Below are 13,793 nucleotides of genomic sequence, written 5' to 3' on the forward strand. Positions count from 1 at the left end.
ACCCCCCGATGCCGCGGCCCTGGCTCCCGATGACTTGGGAGGGAAAATGTAGCGGTCAGGCGACCGCGACGACCTCTTCGGGTTCGCGCAGCACATAGCCGCGGCCCCACACCGTCTCGATGTAATTCTCGCCTTCGCATGCCAGGCTGAGCTTCTTGCGCAGCTTGCAGATGAACACGTCGATGATCTTCAGTTCGGGCTCGTCCATGCCGCCGTAGAGATGATTGAGGAACATCTCCTTGGTCAGCGTCGTCCCCTTGCGCAGCGACAGCAGCTCCAGCATCGCATATTCCTTGCCGGTCAGGTGGACGCGCGCGCCGTCGACCTCCACCGTCTTGGCATCCAGGTTCACCGCCAGCTTGCCGGTGCGGATCACCGACTGGCTATGCCCCTTCGACCGGCGCACCACGGCGTGGATGCGGGCGATCAGCTCTTCGCGATGGAATGGCTTGGTGACGTAATCGTCGGCGCCGAAGCCGAAGCTGCGCACCTTCGAATCCATCTCGTTGATGCCGCTGAGGATCAGCACCGGCGTCGACACGCGGGCGACGCGCAGCTTCTTCAGCACGTCATAGCCGTGCATGTCCGGCAGGTTGAGATCCAGCAGGATGATGTCGTAATCATACAGCTTGCCCAGATCGAGGCCTTCTTCGCCAAGATCGGTGGTATAGACGTTGAAGCCTTCGGTCCCGAGCATAAGCTCGATCGCCTTGGCCGTGGTCGGCTCGTCCTCGATCAACAACACCCGCATCGCGTCGTCCCCTGCTGGCCAGACCCCTGCGCACCCCTGCTGCACGGCTCGATCCGATTCATTAACCAAAGAACATCTGAAGGCAAAAGGTTAATTCGAGCTTAAGCGCACGCGACGCTTGGGGATTAGCGGCGATCGTCCGGTGCCGGTGCCGGTTCCTCGTCGGGGTCCGTGGGCGTCAGGTCGGGGCCGAGCAGCGTCTGGTGGCGGCTGCGCGGAATATCCTCGCCCAGCACCTCGCGCAGGTACAGGCTGCGCACCAGCGTGAAGATGACGACGAGCAGGGCGGCGGAGAAGAACAGGCCAAAGATGCCGAAGATCACGCCGATGCCGATGATCGCGAACACCGTGATCGCCGGCGGGATCGAAATGACGCGCGCCTGCACATAGGGGGTGATGAAATTGGTCTGGATCAGCCGCACGCCGGCATAGGTGGCGAGCGCGCCGAGCACCGGCCCGGTCCCCTGCGTCGCCGCCAGCCCCAGCGCGGGCACCATCGCCGCGGTCGGTCCGACATAGGGGATGAATTCCGACAGGCCGGCGAGCAGCCCCAGCGCCGCGGCGGACGGCACGCCCGACACCCACAGGCCGATGCCGACCAGCACGCCCATGCTGGTCATCAGGATCAGCGACGAACGCAGCCACAGCCGCAGCGTCGATCCGACGTCGAACAGCGCATCCTCGATCGCCGGCCGCTTGGAGGGTGGGATGAGGAACAGGAAACCGCGCTGGTAGATGCCGGGATCGGCGGCGAAGAAGGCCGCGCCGACCAGCAGCAGCAGCGCGTTGAGGATCAGTTCGCCGCCGCCCTGGACGAGGCCACCGACATCGCGCGCCGCCTTCGATCCGGCATAGGCCTGTTGCACGGCATCGACGATCTTGGCACCGACCGGGCTTTGCGAGGCCCAGGCGGCGAGCTGGTCGAGCAACGACGGTAATTGCGTGACGAGCACGTTGACCTGTTCGCGGAACTGGACGCCGAACAACCAGACGAGGAAGCCGACGACCCCATAAGCGGTGGCGAGTCCGCAGCCGAGCGCCGCCTTTTCGGGCACGCGCAGGTGATCGCGATAGAGATCGGCGAGCGCATGGATGGCGATCGCGCCGAGCATCGATCCGAAGGCGAGGATCAGCAGGTCGCCGGCGCGGAACAGCGCGGCGGCGACGGCGGCGATGACGAGGATGTAGAGGACGCGGCGGATGAAGCGCGCGTCGTCGGCGTCCGGCGACAGGCGGTTCACGCGGCGGACGCGCCCGCAGCATCCCGGCCCAGCGCCGCGCCGATCTCCGCCGCGGCGGTGCGCAGCAACGGCACCAGCTGCTGCATGCGATCGGCATCGAGATAGGGCGCGGCGGCGGCGACGTTGATCGCGGCGACGATCCGCCCGGCGGCGTCGCGCACGGGGGCTGCGACCGAATGGATGTGATCGGGCGCCGGGCCGCATTGCAGGATCACGCCGCGGGTCACCGCCGCCTGCATGTCGGCCACCGCATCGCTGCGCCGGTGCGCGGGATCGGCGAGCCCGAATAGCCGCTGCCACGACCGTTCGCCATCGTCGAGCAGCAGCGCCTTGCCGAGGCCGGTTTCTGCCAGCCGCCGCCGTGTGCCCGGCTGGGTGGTGACGGCGACGCGCTCGCGCCCCGGCACGCGCAGCATGTGCACCGATTCGTCGCCCTCGCGCCGGCCCATGAAGGCGCTCATGCCGGTCTCCTGCGCCAGCCATTCGAGCTGCGGGCGGGCAAGCGCGACGAGGTCGGTCTGGTCCTGCACCAGGTTGCGCAACCGCAGCAGCTGGCGGCCGCCGCGGACCTGCCCGTTGGGTCCCATCGCCAGGAAACCGCGCGCGGCGAGCGATCCGACCAGGCGATAGGCGATCGCCCGCGACAGCCCGCTGCGCTCGGCAAGCTGGATGACCGTGGCCGATTCGTTCACCGCCATTTCAAGGAGGTCGAGCCCGCGGTCGAGCGTCTGCGTCCCGGCCTTGGCGGCACGCCCCTGCTCCTCGGCGGCATCCTCCGTCGCGGCGGCGCGCAGGCTGGCGGTCGTGGTCACTCCGGTTTCTCTCCGCGATTGGCCGAATCGGCCGGGGAGCATGGATAACTCACAACGGCCGCAAACGGCAGCATGGGCGATATCACGCCGCCAGCCGGATCACGTGCAGAAAACGGGGGCCATGCGCGCCGCGGACATAGGTGCCCTCGATATCCGTGGTGCCGGATACGCCGGTGACCCAGTAATGCGCGCGCGGATGCGTTCCGGTCAGCGCCGCATCCTCCAGATGCGCGACCACTGCCGGCACCAGCACGATATGGTGGAGCGCCAGGAAGTTGGGCAGCATCGGCGCCTCTGGCGCCGTTTCGAACACCAGGCTGCCGGTTTCTGCGATTCCGCAGCGGGCGATGGCGAGCGCGGCAGGCTTGTCGGGCGCGGCGGTCTCGTGAAGCGTGAAGCCCGACCAGTCGCAAGCGTTCAGGCGCGGATCGGGCGGCACGCACAACGTGCGTTGCAACCCTTGATCGGCGCAATAGCGGGCGATGGCGTCGGGCAGGTCGTCGATCCGAGCGATGCGATCGACGGTGGCGGCGACGCTGGGCAACGCGAGCCTGGCGAGAAACGTGTCCTCCAGCGCATCGGCATCCACCATCGGGCGCTCCGGTGCGATCAGCAGCGCCGCGGCCTCGGCATCGATCGCGGCGGGCGTCGCCGTGCCGCCCAGTCGCGACAGGATGGCATCGCGCGCGCTCACGCCCGCGGCCCCTTCCTGGTTTGAGCCTTCCTGTATTGCGCCATGAAGCTCTCCTCCGCCGGTTTGGGCATGTCGCGATAGCGGGTCCAGCCCCCGGCGAACGGCAGCTTCGACAGCCAGCCGCCGCGGCCCATCAGCCGCATCGAGCGGAGCGCCGCCGCCGTCGCCGCGCGATACAGCCGCGGTCGCCGCGCGAACCACGCCCAGGTGCCCAGCCCCGACCGCAGCGAGGTCGGCTCCAGCCCCTCGCGCCAGCTCTTCTCCCGCCAGCCGCGCAGCAGCGTGGGGAGGGGAATGCGCACCGGGCACACCTCCTGGCACTTGCCGTTGAGCGTGCAGGCGTTGGGCAGGTCGCGATTGGCCTTCAACCCGTCGAGCGCCGGCGTCAGCACCGCGCCCATCGGTCCCGGATAGGTGCCGCCATAGGCATGGCCGCCGATCTGGCGGAAGACCACGCAATGGTTCATGCACGCGCCGCAGCGGATGCAGCGCAGCATCTCGGCCAGGCCTTCCTCGCGCATGCGCGACCGGCCGTTGTCGACCAGTACGATGTGCATCTCCTCCGGCCCGTCGCGGTCGCCCACACGCTTCGGCCCGGCGTAGAAGGTGGTATATTGGGTCAGCGCCGCCCCGGTCGCCGAGCGCACCAGCATGCGCAGCATGTGCACGGCGTGCGCGGTCGACGGCACGATCTTCTCGATCCCCGCGGTGACGATGTGCATCCGTGGCGGCACCAGCGACAGCTCGGCATTGCCCTCGTTGGTGACGGTGCACACCGCGCCGGTATCGGCGACGAGGAAGTTGGCGCCCGAAATGCCGACGTCCGCGGCCAGCATGCCTTCGCGCAGGTGACGCCGCGCGCTTTCCGCCATTGCCGCGATCGTCTCCTCGGTATGCGGATCGCGGTGGCTCGCCTTGAACAGTTCGGACACCTGCTCGCGCGTCTTGTGCATCGCCGGCCAGATGATGTGCGACGGCCGCTCGCCGCTGAGCTGGATGATATGTTCGGCGAGGTCGGTCTCGACGCGGCCGATCCCCGCCTCGGCGAGCGCATGGGGGAGGCCGATCTCCTCGCCCAGCATCGATTTGGATCGCGCGACGCTCTTCGCACCCGCCTGCTTGCAGAGGCGAATGACGATGTCGCACGCCTCCTGCGCGGTCGCCGCCCAATGCACGGTGGCGCCGGCGGCGGTGGCATTCGCCTCGAACCGTTCGAGGTAGAAGCCGAGGTTGGCGACGACATGGTCCTTGATCGCCGCCGCCCGATCGCGGGCGCGCTCGAAGTCGGGGAAGGCGTCTACCGCCATCGCGCGCTTGGTTTCCGCGGTGGTCGCGGTGCGCTCCACGCCGGTCTTGAGGTTGCGGTCGGCCAGCGCCTCGGCGACCCGCGAATCGAAGCTCATGCCTCTTCTCCGATCGCCGGCCCGTCGCCCATGCCGGCGACCAGTTCGATGGCGTGGAAGGCACGTACCGGCAAACCGTCGCGGTGCAGCTTGCCCGCCATGTTCATCAGGCAACCGAGGTCCCCGGCCAGCAGCAGATCGGCGCCGGTCGCGTCGATCGCCTTCGCCTTTTCCCCCACGATCGCGTTGGAGATGGCCGGATATTTGACGCAGAAGGTGCCGCCGAAGCCGCAACACGTCTCCGCGCCGGCCAGTGGCGTCAGCGTGAGGCCGTCGATCGCCGACAGCAGCCGGCGCGGCTGGCGCTTGATGCCGAGTTCGCGCAGGCCCGAACAGCTGTCGTGATAGGTCGCCGTCGCCGGCAGCGCGACGCCCTCCGGCCGCCAGCCGCGCACCTCGTCCAGATAGGCCATGATCTCCCACGTCTTCGCCGCAAGCGCGCGTGCGCGCGGCCCCCATGCCGCGTCGTGCTCCAGGATCTCGGGGTAATGGACGCGCACCGTCGCCGCGCAGGATCCCGAGGGGATCACGACATGGTCGAACGGTTCCAGCGCCGCGATGGTCCGGCGGGCGAGGTCCTGCGCCGTCGCGCGATCGCCCGAGTTGAGCGCGGGCTGGCCGCAGCAGGTCTGCGCTTCCGGCACGATCACCTCGCATCCCGCCGCTTCCAGTGCGGCGATCGCGGCGAAGCCGATGCGCGGCCGGATGAGGTCGACCAGGCAGGTGACGAACAGGCCGACGCGGGGCGGGGGGGTCATGCCCCAGTCCCGAACAGGGCCGAAGAGAGCGGCGGGTGAGCCATGTCAGATTTCCTCATCCTGCCGTTTGACGCAGCATATCTCATGTCGTAACGAGCTATCTCATAAAGTGGAAAAACTGACAAGCTCGGGAGGATGCTCTTCACCGCACTCGGCGGCGGCAGCGGTCCTTCCGGCCTTGATGACGGGAGCTGCCGCGCCATGGGAACCGTGTCCTTGCCCAAGATCAAGCATGTCCGCGCCTTCACCGTGCGCGGCGGCGGTGCCGATTATCACGATCAGGGTGAGGGCCACTGGATCGACAACCATATCGCCACGCCGATGTCGCGCTACCCCGAATACCGTCAGTCGCGGCAGAGCTTCGGCATCAACGTGCTCGGCACCCTGGTGGTGGAGATCGAGGCGGAGGACGGCACGATCGGCTTTGCGGTGACCACCGGCGGCGAGCCTGCCTGCTATATCGTCGAAAAGCACCTCGCCCGTTTCCTCGAGGGGCGCAGTCCGACGGACTATGAGAAGATTTGGGACCAGATGTACTTCTCGACCCAATATTACGGGCGCAAGGGACTGGTCATCAACGCAATTTCCGGCGTCGACCTCGCCTTGTGGGACCTCATCGGCAAGCTGCGGCAGGAGCCGGTCTACCACCTGCTCGGCGGCGCCGTGCGCGACGAGCTGCAATTCTACGCCACCGGCGCACGGCCGGACAAGGCGAAGGAATTCGGCTTCATCGGCGGCAAGATGCCGCTCCATCACGGCCCCGCCGAAGGGGTCGAGGGCCTCAAGAAGAACATCGCCGAACTGGCCGACATGCGCGCGAAGTGCGGCGACGATTTCTGGCTGATGTGGGACTGCTGGATGGCGCTGGACGTCGACTATGCGACCCGCCTTGCCATCGCCGCGCACGAATATGGCCTGAAATGGATCGAGGAGGCGATCAGCCCCGACGATTACTGGGGCTATGCGCAGCTCAAGCGCAACGTTCCCAAGGGCATGCTGGTGACCACCGGCGAGCACGAGGCGACGCGCTGGGGCTTCCGCATGCTGATGGAGATGGACTGCTGCGACATCATCCAGCCGGACGTGGGCTGGTGCGGCGGCGTCACCGAACTCCTCAAGATCAGCGCGCTTGCCGATGCGCACGGCAAGATGGTCGTGCCGCACGGATCGTCGGTCTACAGCTATCACTTCGTCATCACCCGCCACAATTCGCCCTTCGCGGAATATCTGATGATGCACCCCGGCCCGACCGAGGTGGTGCCGATGTTCCATCCGCAGCTGATCGGCGAGCCGGTGCCCGAAAACGGGCGGCTGAAGGCGAGCGCGCTCGACGCGCCGGGCTTCGGCGTCGAGCTCAACCGCGACATCGCGATGCACCGTCCCTACACCCACTGATACGGAAAGAACGCCTCCCCATGAAGCTCTGCCGCTTTGGCCAGCCCGGCCAGGAAAAGCCCGGCCTCGTCGACGACGATGGCGCGATCCGCGACCTGTCGGGCGTCGTCGCCGACATCACCGTCGATGGCCTGGATGCGATCCGCGCCGCCGATGTCGCGTCGCTGCCGGTGGTCGAGGGCACGCCCCGCTACGGCGTGCCGGTGAAGGGCATCGGCAAGATCGTCGCGATCGGCCTCAACTATCGCGACCATGCGATCGAATCCAACCTGCCGATCCCGACCGAGCCGGTCATGTTCATGAAGGCGCTGTCCAGCCTGTCGGGCCCCAACGACGATGTGGTGCTGCCGAAGGGCTCGACCCACGGCGACTGGGAAGTCGAGCTGGGCGTCATCATCGGCAAGACCTGCCGCTACGTTTCGGAGGACGAGGCGCTGGACAAGGTCGCCGGCTATGTCCTCGCCAACGACGTGTCGGAACGCTTCAACCAGAAGCAGCGTGGCACGCAATGGTCGAAGGGGAAGGGGCATGACACCTTCTGTCCCGTCGGGCCGTGGCTGGTGACGCCGGACGAGGTCGGCGACGCGCAGGACCTCGACATGCATCTCGACGTGAATGGGACGCGCATGCAGACCGGCAACACCAAGACGATGATCTTCGACCTCAAGCAGCTCATCAGCTACGTCAGCGAATATGTGACGCTGCAGCCGGGCGACCTCGTCATCACCGGCACCCCGCCGGGCGTCGGCGAGGGCAAGAAGCCCGACGCCATCTACCTCAAGGCGGGCGACATGATGGAGGTCGGCATCGCCAAGCTCGGCACGCAGCGGCAGAACGTCGTCGCATGGCGCCACCTCGGCGAGGGCGTGCTGGCATGAGCTTCGCAGGACGGTTCGCGGGCCGCAACGCGATCATCACCGGCGGCGCGTCGGGCCTGGGCAAGGACGTCGCCACCCGCATCGTCGCCGAGGGCGGCACGGTCGCGCTGTGGGACCTCAATGCCGAGGCGCTGGCGGAAGCCAAGGAGGCGATCGGCGCGGCGCATGTCGTCGCGCTCGACGTGTCCGATGCCGATGCGGTCGCCGCGGCGGCGGAATCGACGCTCGCCGCGCTCGGCACCGTCGACGTGCTGGTCTGCTCGGCCGGGATCACCGGCGCGACCGTGCCGGTGCACGAATTCCCCATCGACAGCTGGCTGAAGGTCGTCGGCGTCAATCTCAACGGCCTGTTCTACTGCAACCGCGCGATCGTGCCGGCGATGCTCGCCAACGGCTATGGCCGGATCGTCAACGTCGCCTCGGTCGCCGGCAAGGAGGGCAATCCCAACGCCTCGGCCTATTCGGCGACCAAGGCGGGCGTGATCGGCTTCACCAAGTCGCTCGGCAAGGAACTGGCAGGCAAGGGCGTCATCGCCAATGCGCTGACGCCGGCGACGTTCGAGAGCCCGATCCTCGACCAGCTGCCGCAGAGCCAAGTCGACTATATGCGCTCCAAGATCCCGATGGGGCGCCTCGGCGAAGTGCATGAATCAACTGCCATGGTCTGCTTCATGGCGAGCGAGGAATGCAGCTTCACCACCGCCTCGGTGTTCGACACGTCGGGCGGGCGGACGACCTACTAAGGACGCTCCTGTTCCTCCGTTCGTGCTGAGCTTGTCGAAGCACATTGGGTCTCATGCCCTTCGACAAGCTCAGGGCGAACGGAGGAATCTGGACGCGCGTAAACAGGAGAGCCCCTCGTGACCGCGATCCCGTTCGTCGATGCGCACATCCACCTGTGGGACTTGGCGCTCATCCGCTACCCCTGGCTGACCCCGCCGTTCGACGGCGAGGGGCCGAACGGCAGCGCGGAGGCCATCGCGAAGGACTTCGGCGTCGCCGAGTATCGCGCGGCGCTCGCGCGCTGGAACGTCGTCGGCGCGGTGCATATCGATGCCGGCGCCGATCCCGCCGATGCCTTGCGCGAAACCGAATGGCTGGAGGCCCAGGCGGAGGCATCCGGCCTGCCGACCGCCATCGTCGCCTTCGCCGCGCTGAACGATCCCGACGTGGAAGCGACGCTGGCCGCCCATGCCGCGCACCCGCGCGTCCGCGGCATCCGCCATATCGTCAACTGGCATCCCCGCCCCGCGCGCACCTATTCCGCCGCCGACGTGACGCAGGACGACCGGTGGTGGGCGGGCTTCGGTCTGCTCGGCCGCTACGGCCTGTCCTTTGACCTGCAATGCTATCCCGGCCAGATGCCGGCGCTGGTGCCGCTGTTCGAGCGGCATCCCGACGTGCCGGTCATCATCAACCACCTCGGCATGCCGGTGACCGACGATGCCGAGGGATTGACCCGCTGGCGCCACGGCATGTGCGCCCTGAGCCGGCTTCCGCACGTCTCGGTCAAGCTGTCGGGCCTCGGCTTCATCCATCGCGACTGGACCGCGGAGCGCGTGCGCCCGTACCTGCTGGAGGCGATCGACCTGTTCGGACCGTCCCGCGCGATGTTTGCCAGCGACGCGCCGACCGACATGCTGTTCGCGCCGATCGACCACTACATGGAAGCCTATCACGCGCTGGCCGAGGATTTCGGCGAAGACGAACGCCGCGCCATGTTCGGCCGCAATGCCGACCGCATCTACCGGCTGGGGCTGGGGGTGTGAGGGCTCCACCATCCGCCCCTCATCCGTCATCCCGGCGAACGCCGGGATGACGAAGCACGACGATGTACCGCGTCTGGAGCGCCAGCGTGTACCCGCCCCTCCTATGACACCGAGGAAGCCTTCATGACCCCCAATCCGCTGCTCGGCGTCTTCTACCATTGGCTGGGCGGGCTCGCCTCGGCGAGCTTCTACGTCCCCTATCGTGGCGTGAAGCGCTGGTCCTGGGAGATCTACTGGCTCACCGGCGGCATTTTCAGCTGGGTCTTCGCGCCCTGGTTCTTCGCCTCGCTGCAAACCAACGACCTTCTCGGCGTGCTGGGCAGCGCGCCGTCGGGGGCGTTCTGGTGGCCGATCCTTTTCGGGTTGCTGTGGGGCTTCGGCGGCCTCGGTTACGGGCTGGTCATGCGCTACCTGGGCCTCAGCCTCGGCATGGCGGTGGTACTGGGGCTGTGTACCGTCTTCGGCACGCTGATCCCGCCGCTGTTCACCGGCGAATTCCATGAGAAGCTGCTCGCCACCACCTCGGGCAACATCGTCCTCGCCGGCATCGGCCTGACGGTGCTCGGCATCGTCGTCGTCGCCATCGCCGGCGCACGCAAGGATGCGCTGCTGACGCCCGAGCAAAAGGCGGCGGTGGTCGCCGAATTCGATTTCAAGAAGGGCATCGCGGTCGCGATCTTCGCCGGCATCATGTCGGCCTGCTTCGCCTTCGGCCTTGCCGCGGGCGAGCCGATCAAGGGCCTGTCCGCCGCCGCCGGCACCGGCCCCTTGTGGACCGGCCTGCCGGTGCTGTGCCTCGTCATGTTCGGCGGGCTCATCACCAACGGCGTCTGGTGTTCGTACCTGATCGCGCGCAACCGCAGCGGTGCCGAATGGGCCGGGCGGACCAGGCCCGGCGTCGAGCGCCCGCCACTGCTGCGCAACTATGTGCTGAGCGCACTTGCCGGCGTCACCTGGTATTTCCAATTCTTCTTCTACACGATGGGCGAAAGCCAGATGGGGCGCCTGGGCTTCTCCAGCTGGACGCTGCATATGGCCTCGATCATCATCTTCGGCACGCTCTGGGGCTTTGCGTTCCGCGAATGGAAGGATGTCGGCGCCCGCATCAAGGGGATCGTATGGGGCGGCGTCGCGCTGCTGCTGATCGCCACGGTGGTGATCGGCTACGGCAACAGCCTGGCCGGCCCCGCCTGATGCTCGGTGCGGATCGGGTCCTGCCGCTCGACGGCGCGGCACTGCGCGGCGATGCCGTCGCGTTCGTCGCCGATCGCGCCGACGATGCAGCGGAGGTCACCGCGGTCGCGCGGCCCGTGCTGCTCGCCTATGCGCCGGCGATGTCCAACGGCCGGGCGATGCTGGTGATCGGCGGCGGCGGCTATGTCGCGCTGATGGCGGGGCGCGAGGGCGTGCAGGTCGCGCGCTGGCTGACCGGCCTCGGCTACCATGCCTTCGTGCTGATCCACCGCTTTCCCGATGCGGATCATGGCCCGGCAGCGCCGCTCGACGATGCCGGCGCGGCCCTGCGCGCGATCCGGGCGGAGGGCTTTGCCGCGGTCGGCGTCGTCGGCCTGTCGTCCGGCGGCCATCTCGCCGCCTGCCTCGCCGCCGCACGCCCGGCAGACTGGCCGGGCGAGGCACCACCGCCGCCCGATGCGATGGTGATCGGCTATGCGCCCATCTCCACCAATGCCGCGGGGCGCACGGTCGTCGCGGACAAGCCGCCGCTGGCACCGCCCCAGAAGCAGGCGCTGTACGACGCCTTGCAGCCCGATGCGCAGCTGTGCCCCGCGCCGCCGCCGGCCTTCATCGTCTATGCCGGCAACGACCCCGTCGTGCCGGTCGAGAATGCGCGCCGGCTGCATGCCGCCTGGACGGCGGCGGGGGGCAGCGCGGAATGCCATGTCTTCGCCGATGCGCCGCACGGCTTCGCGCTCGACACGCCGGGGCTCCCGGTGTCGCTATGGCCGCAGCTGTGCGAGGCCTGGTTGCGCCAGATCGGGTTCCTGTAGCGCCGCCCCCTCCCGCGATCAGTGCTTCACGCGCATCCGTAACGTCGGCCGCGGTTCGTCCTGCGCTTCGGCGATCAGCCGGGCGTAGCGCTTCGCCATCTCCAGATGGACGTTGCGTCCCTCCAGGTGGCGGGCATTGTCCGCCAGCGCGCGCTCCTGCCGTTCCCGGCGCATGTAATATTCGATGTCGGCATGTGGCTGCATAGAAGGTCCCCCACGCGAGAGATGCTTGCCGCCAACGGGCTACGCCTTGCAAGCCTCTGCAATATGACGGAATTTCTTACAGTTGTCGACTAAATGGATTAACTCTGCGCGGCGGTTCACTTTTACTCGCGCGCTATCAATCCAGCGGCACCGCGATCGTGCAGTGCAGCCCGGTGTCGGCGAAGTCGATCCCGACATCGGCATCCAGTTCGTAGCGCAGGCTGCGCGTCAGCAGCTCGATTCCGAACCCCTCCGCGTCCGGCTCGACCACGCCACCCTCCGGCACATGTTCCTGCCAATCGACGCGCAGCGTCTCGGGGCGCGGCGTCGCCGCTACCGTCCAGTCGATCCGCAACGTCCCCGTCGGACGGCTCAGCGCGCCATATTGCAGCGCATTGGCGGTCAGTTCGTACAGCGCGATGCCGATCTGCTCGGCGATGCGCGGCGGCAGTCGCACTTCCGGGCCGCCATAGCCGACCCGCCCGCCGATCCGGCTCGCCAGCAGTTCGTCGGCGAGCAGCGCCTCCAGGTCGACGCCTTCGTCGCCGGTGCGCATGATGTGGCTCTGCGTGCGCGCGAAGGCGGCAAGGCGGCCGTCGAAATGGTTGCGATATTCCTCCACCGTGTCGCTGTTCTCCGCGGTGCGCCGCGCGATCGAACGGATGACGGCCAGCGTGTTGCGGACCCGGTGATAGATCGATGCGCGCAGGCGGCCCTCGCCCTCGATCCGGCTGCGCAGGTCGGTGATATCGACGGCGGTGCCGGACCAGCCGGGCTCGTCGCCCGCCGCCGGCAGCGCCTGCGCGCGGTACCAGCGATACGTGCCGCCGGGCTGCGCCAGCACCCGCACGTCGGCGCAGAACAGCCGCGTCGTCCGCGCCCGATGCCAGCCCGCCAGGATATGGCCGCGATCCTCCGGGTGGACGCAATCCATCCAGCCGATCCCCGCGCTGTCGGCGGCCTGCTGCCCGGTCAGCGTCGCCCATTCTGGCGAAAACCACAGGCTGTCGCCCTCCGGCGTCGAACGCCAGCTGACCGGGGGATGGAGCGCTTGCCGATCCTCGGTGCGGCCGTCCGCGGATCGCGACGGACTACCCATTGGCATCCAGACGCTGTCCTTCATGGTCGAGGTGGAGATAGGTCGGATTGAACATCGCGACCTCGCACAGCCCGTCGAGGTCGAGCGCTTCGAACTCGCGCCCTTTCCAGCGAACCAGGCCGCGGGCGCGCAATTCCTGCACCATGCGATTGACGTGCACCGGCGTCATGCCCGTCGCTTCGGCCAGATCGGTCTGGGTCAGCGGGATCTCGCAGCGATGGCCGTCGACCAGCCCCACGGCGCGCAGGCGAAAGAACAATTCGCAGAACAGGTGCGACAAGCGCTCGATCGCGTCACGCTGGCCCAGATTGACCGTCCATTCGCGCTGGATCGCCGCTGACACCAGCACGTCCCAGCGCAGCGCCTGATCCAGCCGCGGTCCCATGGCAGTCAGCGCCTCGATCCGTTCACGCGCGATTTCGACGTAGCGTACCGCCGTCAGCGCTCCGACGGAATGATCCATCTCCTTCAGGATATAGCCATTGGGGTCGCACAGGTCGCCGGGCAGGTAGAAGGCGATGATCTGCCGCCGCCCGTCCTCCAGCGTCTTGTAGCGGAACGCCCAGCCTTCGACGATCAGGTTGACGTTGCGCGGCCGGTCGCCCTCGCGGATCAGGTCGCGCCGCTGGCGCACGGTCAGCGACGGGCCTGCGCACGCCCCCTCGATCGCGGCGCGTTCGTCGTCGGAAAACAGCACATAATGCTGCAACCGGGAGATCAGGCGCGGGGCAGAAGGGATCGAAGACATGGCACGATCAGACAGTAATCCATCCTGAACCT

The 13,793-nt window shown here is 67.9% G+C and carries 15 protein-coding genes; 6 read left to right on the top strand and 9 right to left on the bottom strand.

Features of this window, described 5'->3' with window-relative positions:
• Nucleotides 1–55 precede the first annotated feature (55 nt).
• The 6 genes from ctrA to AC4GY7_RS05195 all read right to left on the bottom strand — a co-directional run bounded on the left by ctrA (nucleotide 56) and on the right by AC4GY7_RS05195 (nucleotide 5,659).
• Entirely contained in the window at nucleotides 56–751 is a 696-nt protein-coding gene (ctrA, locus tag AC4GY7_RS05170; RefSeq protein WP_443585133.1) for a response regulator transcription factor CtrA, read from the bottom strand.
• 125 nt (nucleotides 752–876) lie between these two features.
• Nucleotides 877–1,992, bottom strand: a complete 1,116-nt coding sequence (locus AC4GY7_RS05175; protein ID WP_491112317.1) for an AI-2E family transporter — start codon at nucleotides 1,990–1,992, stop codon at nucleotides 877–879.
• A complete protein-coding gene (locus AC4GY7_RS05180; RefSeq protein ID WP_491112318.1) occupies nucleotides 1,989–2,804 on the bottom strand; it encodes an IclR family transcriptional regulator in 816 nt (271 codons plus the stop codon). The genes AC4GY7_RS05175 and AC4GY7_RS05180 overlap by 4 nt, the downstream gene beginning before the upstream one ends.
• A gap of 82 nt (nucleotides 2,805–2,886) precedes the next feature.
• The gene (locus tag AC4GY7_RS05185) at nucleotides 2,887–3,498 is read right to left on the bottom strand and encodes a LutC/YkgG family protein (protein WP_491112319.1); all 612 of its coding nucleotides are present in this window, start codon (nucleotides 3,496–3,498) and stop codon (nucleotides 2,887–2,889) included.
• Nucleotides 3,495–4,901 (bottom strand): lactate utilization protein B, encoded by a 1,407-nt coding sequence (locus AC4GY7_RS05190; protein WP_491112321.1) that lies wholly within the window; start codon nucleotides 4,899–4,901, stop codon nucleotides 3,495–3,497. Before AC4GY7_RS05190 ends, AC4GY7_RS05185 begins: the two co-directional genes overlap by 4 nt.
• On the bottom strand, nucleotides 4,898–5,659 hold the full coding sequence (locus tag AC4GY7_RS05195) for a (Fe-S)-binding protein (protein ID WP_491112323.1): 762 nt from the start codon (nucleotides 5,657–5,659) through the stop codon (nucleotides 4,898–4,900). Before AC4GY7_RS05195 ends, AC4GY7_RS05190 begins: the two co-directional genes overlap by 4 nt.
• Before the next feature lie 201 nt (nucleotides 5,660–5,860).
• On the opposite strand from AC4GY7_RS05195, the gene rhmD reads away from it, so the two are divergent.
• From rhmD to AC4GY7_RS05225, 6 genes are all read left to right on the top strand, one after another.
• Nucleotides 5,861–7,054, top strand: a complete 1,194-nt coding sequence (rhmD, locus tag AC4GY7_RS05200; protein ID WP_491112324.1) for an L-rhamnonate dehydratase — start codon at nucleotides 5,861–5,863, stop codon at nucleotides 7,052–7,054.
• Between the two features lie 20 nt (nucleotides 7,055–7,074).
• Nucleotides 7,075–7,932, top strand: a complete 858-nt coding sequence (locus tag AC4GY7_RS05205) for a 2,4-didehydro-3-deoxy-L-rhamnonate hydrolase (protein ID WP_491112325.1) — start codon at nucleotides 7,075–7,077, stop codon at nucleotides 7,930–7,932.
• On the top strand, nucleotides 7,929–8,675 hold the full coding sequence (locus tag AC4GY7_RS05210; RefSeq protein WP_491112327.1) for an SDR family NAD(P)-dependent oxidoreductase: 747 nt from the start codon (nucleotides 7,929–7,931) through the stop codon (nucleotides 8,673–8,675). The genes AC4GY7_RS05205 and AC4GY7_RS05210 overlap by 4 nt, the downstream gene beginning before the upstream one ends.
• 117 nt (nucleotides 8,676–8,792) lie before the next feature.
• A complete protein-coding gene (locus AC4GY7_RS05215) occupies nucleotides 8,793–9,701 on the top strand; it encodes an amidohydrolase family protein (protein ID WP_491112329.1) in 909 nt (302 codons plus the stop codon).
• Between the two features lie 123 nt (nucleotides 9,702–9,824).
• Nucleotides 9,825–10,895 (top strand): L-rhamnose/proton symporter RhaT, encoded by a 1,071-nt coding sequence (rhaT, locus tag AC4GY7_RS05220; protein WP_491112330.1) that lies wholly within the window; start codon nucleotides 9,825–9,827, stop codon nucleotides 10,893–10,895.
• On the top strand, nucleotides 10,895–11,710 hold the full coding sequence (locus AC4GY7_RS05225) for an alpha/beta hydrolase (protein ID WP_491112331.1): 816 nt from the start codon (nucleotides 10,895–10,897) through the stop codon (nucleotides 11,708–11,710). Before rhaT ends, AC4GY7_RS05225 begins: the two co-directional genes overlap by 1 nt.
• An 18-nt stretch (nucleotides 11,711–11,728) precedes the next feature.
• Here the strand turns inward: AC4GY7_RS05225 and AC4GY7_RS05230 are convergent, their stop codons facing one another.
• From AC4GY7_RS05230 to AC4GY7_RS05240, 3 genes are all read right to left on the bottom strand, one after another.
• Nucleotides 11,729–11,914: a hypothetical protein gene (locus AC4GY7_RS05230; RefSeq protein ID WP_443585144.1), complete on the bottom strand. Its 186-nt coding sequence runs from the start codon at nucleotides 11,912–11,914 to the stop codon at nucleotides 11,729–11,731.
• 136 nt (nucleotides 11,915–12,050) lie between these two features.
• Nucleotides 12,051–13,013: a sensor histidine kinase gene (locus AC4GY7_RS05235; protein ID WP_491112333.1), complete on the bottom strand. Its 963-nt coding sequence runs from the start codon at nucleotides 13,011–13,013 to the stop codon at nucleotides 12,051–12,053.
• The gene (locus AC4GY7_RS05240; protein WP_443585146.1) at nucleotides 13,006–13,761 is read right to left on the bottom strand and encodes a Crp/Fnr family transcriptional regulator; all 756 of its coding nucleotides are present in this window, start codon (nucleotides 13,759–13,761) and stop codon (nucleotides 13,006–13,008) included. Before AC4GY7_RS05240 ends, AC4GY7_RS05235 begins: the two co-directional genes overlap by 8 nt.
• Between the last annotated feature and the right edge of the window lie 32 nt (nucleotides 13,762–13,793).

The organism is Sphingomonas sp. SP5 (assembly GCF_058313455.1).

What these genes read in the sequence shown, in the direction of transcription:
- ctrA (WP_443585133.1), bottom strand. Translation starts at nt 751, where the DNA reads ATGCGGGTGTTGTTGATCGAGGACGAGCCGACCACGGCCAAGGCGATC.
- AC4GY7_RS05190 (WP_491112321.1), bottom strand. Translation starts at nt 4,901, where the DNA reads ATGAGCTTCGATTCGCGGGTCGCCGAGGCGCTGGCCGACCGCAACCTC.
- AC4GY7_RS05195 (WP_491112323.1), bottom strand. Translation starts at nt 5,659, where the DNA reads ATGACCCCCCCGCCCCGCGTCGGCCTGTTCGTCACCTGCCTGGTCGAC.
- rhmD (WP_491112324.1), top strand. Translation starts at nt 5,861, where the DNA reads ATGGGAACCGTGTCCTTGCCCAAGATCAAGCATGTCCGCGCCTTCACC.
- AC4GY7_RS05205 (WP_491112325.1), top strand. Translation starts at nt 7,075, where the DNA reads ATGAAGCTCTGCCGCTTTGGCCAGCCCGGCCAGGAAAAGCCCGGCCTC.
- AC4GY7_RS05210 (WP_491112327.1), top strand. Translation starts at nt 7,929, where the DNA reads ATGAGCTTCGCAGGACGGTTCGCGGGCCGCAACGCGATCATCACCGGC.
- rhaT (WP_491112330.1), top strand. Translation starts at nt 9,825, where the DNA reads ATGACCCCCAATCCGCTGCTCGGCGTCTTCTACCATTGGCTGGGCGGG.
- AC4GY7_RS05225 (WP_491112331.1), top strand. Translation starts at nt 10,895, where the DNA reads ATGCTCGGTGCGGATCGGGTCCTGCCGCTCGACGGCGCGGCACTGCGC.
- AC4GY7_RS05230 (WP_443585144.1), bottom strand. Translation starts at nt 11,914, where the DNA reads ATGCAGCCACATGCCGACATCGAATATTACATGCGCCGGGAACGGCAG.
- AC4GY7_RS05235 (WP_491112333.1), bottom strand. Translation starts at nt 13,013, where the DNA reads ATGGGTAGTCCGTCGCGATCCGCGGACGGCCGCACCGAGGATCGGCAA.
- AC4GY7_RS05240 (WP_443585146.1), bottom strand. Translation starts at nt 13,761, where the DNA reads ATGTCTTCGATCCCTTCTGCCCCGCGCCTGATCTCCCGGTTGCAGCAT.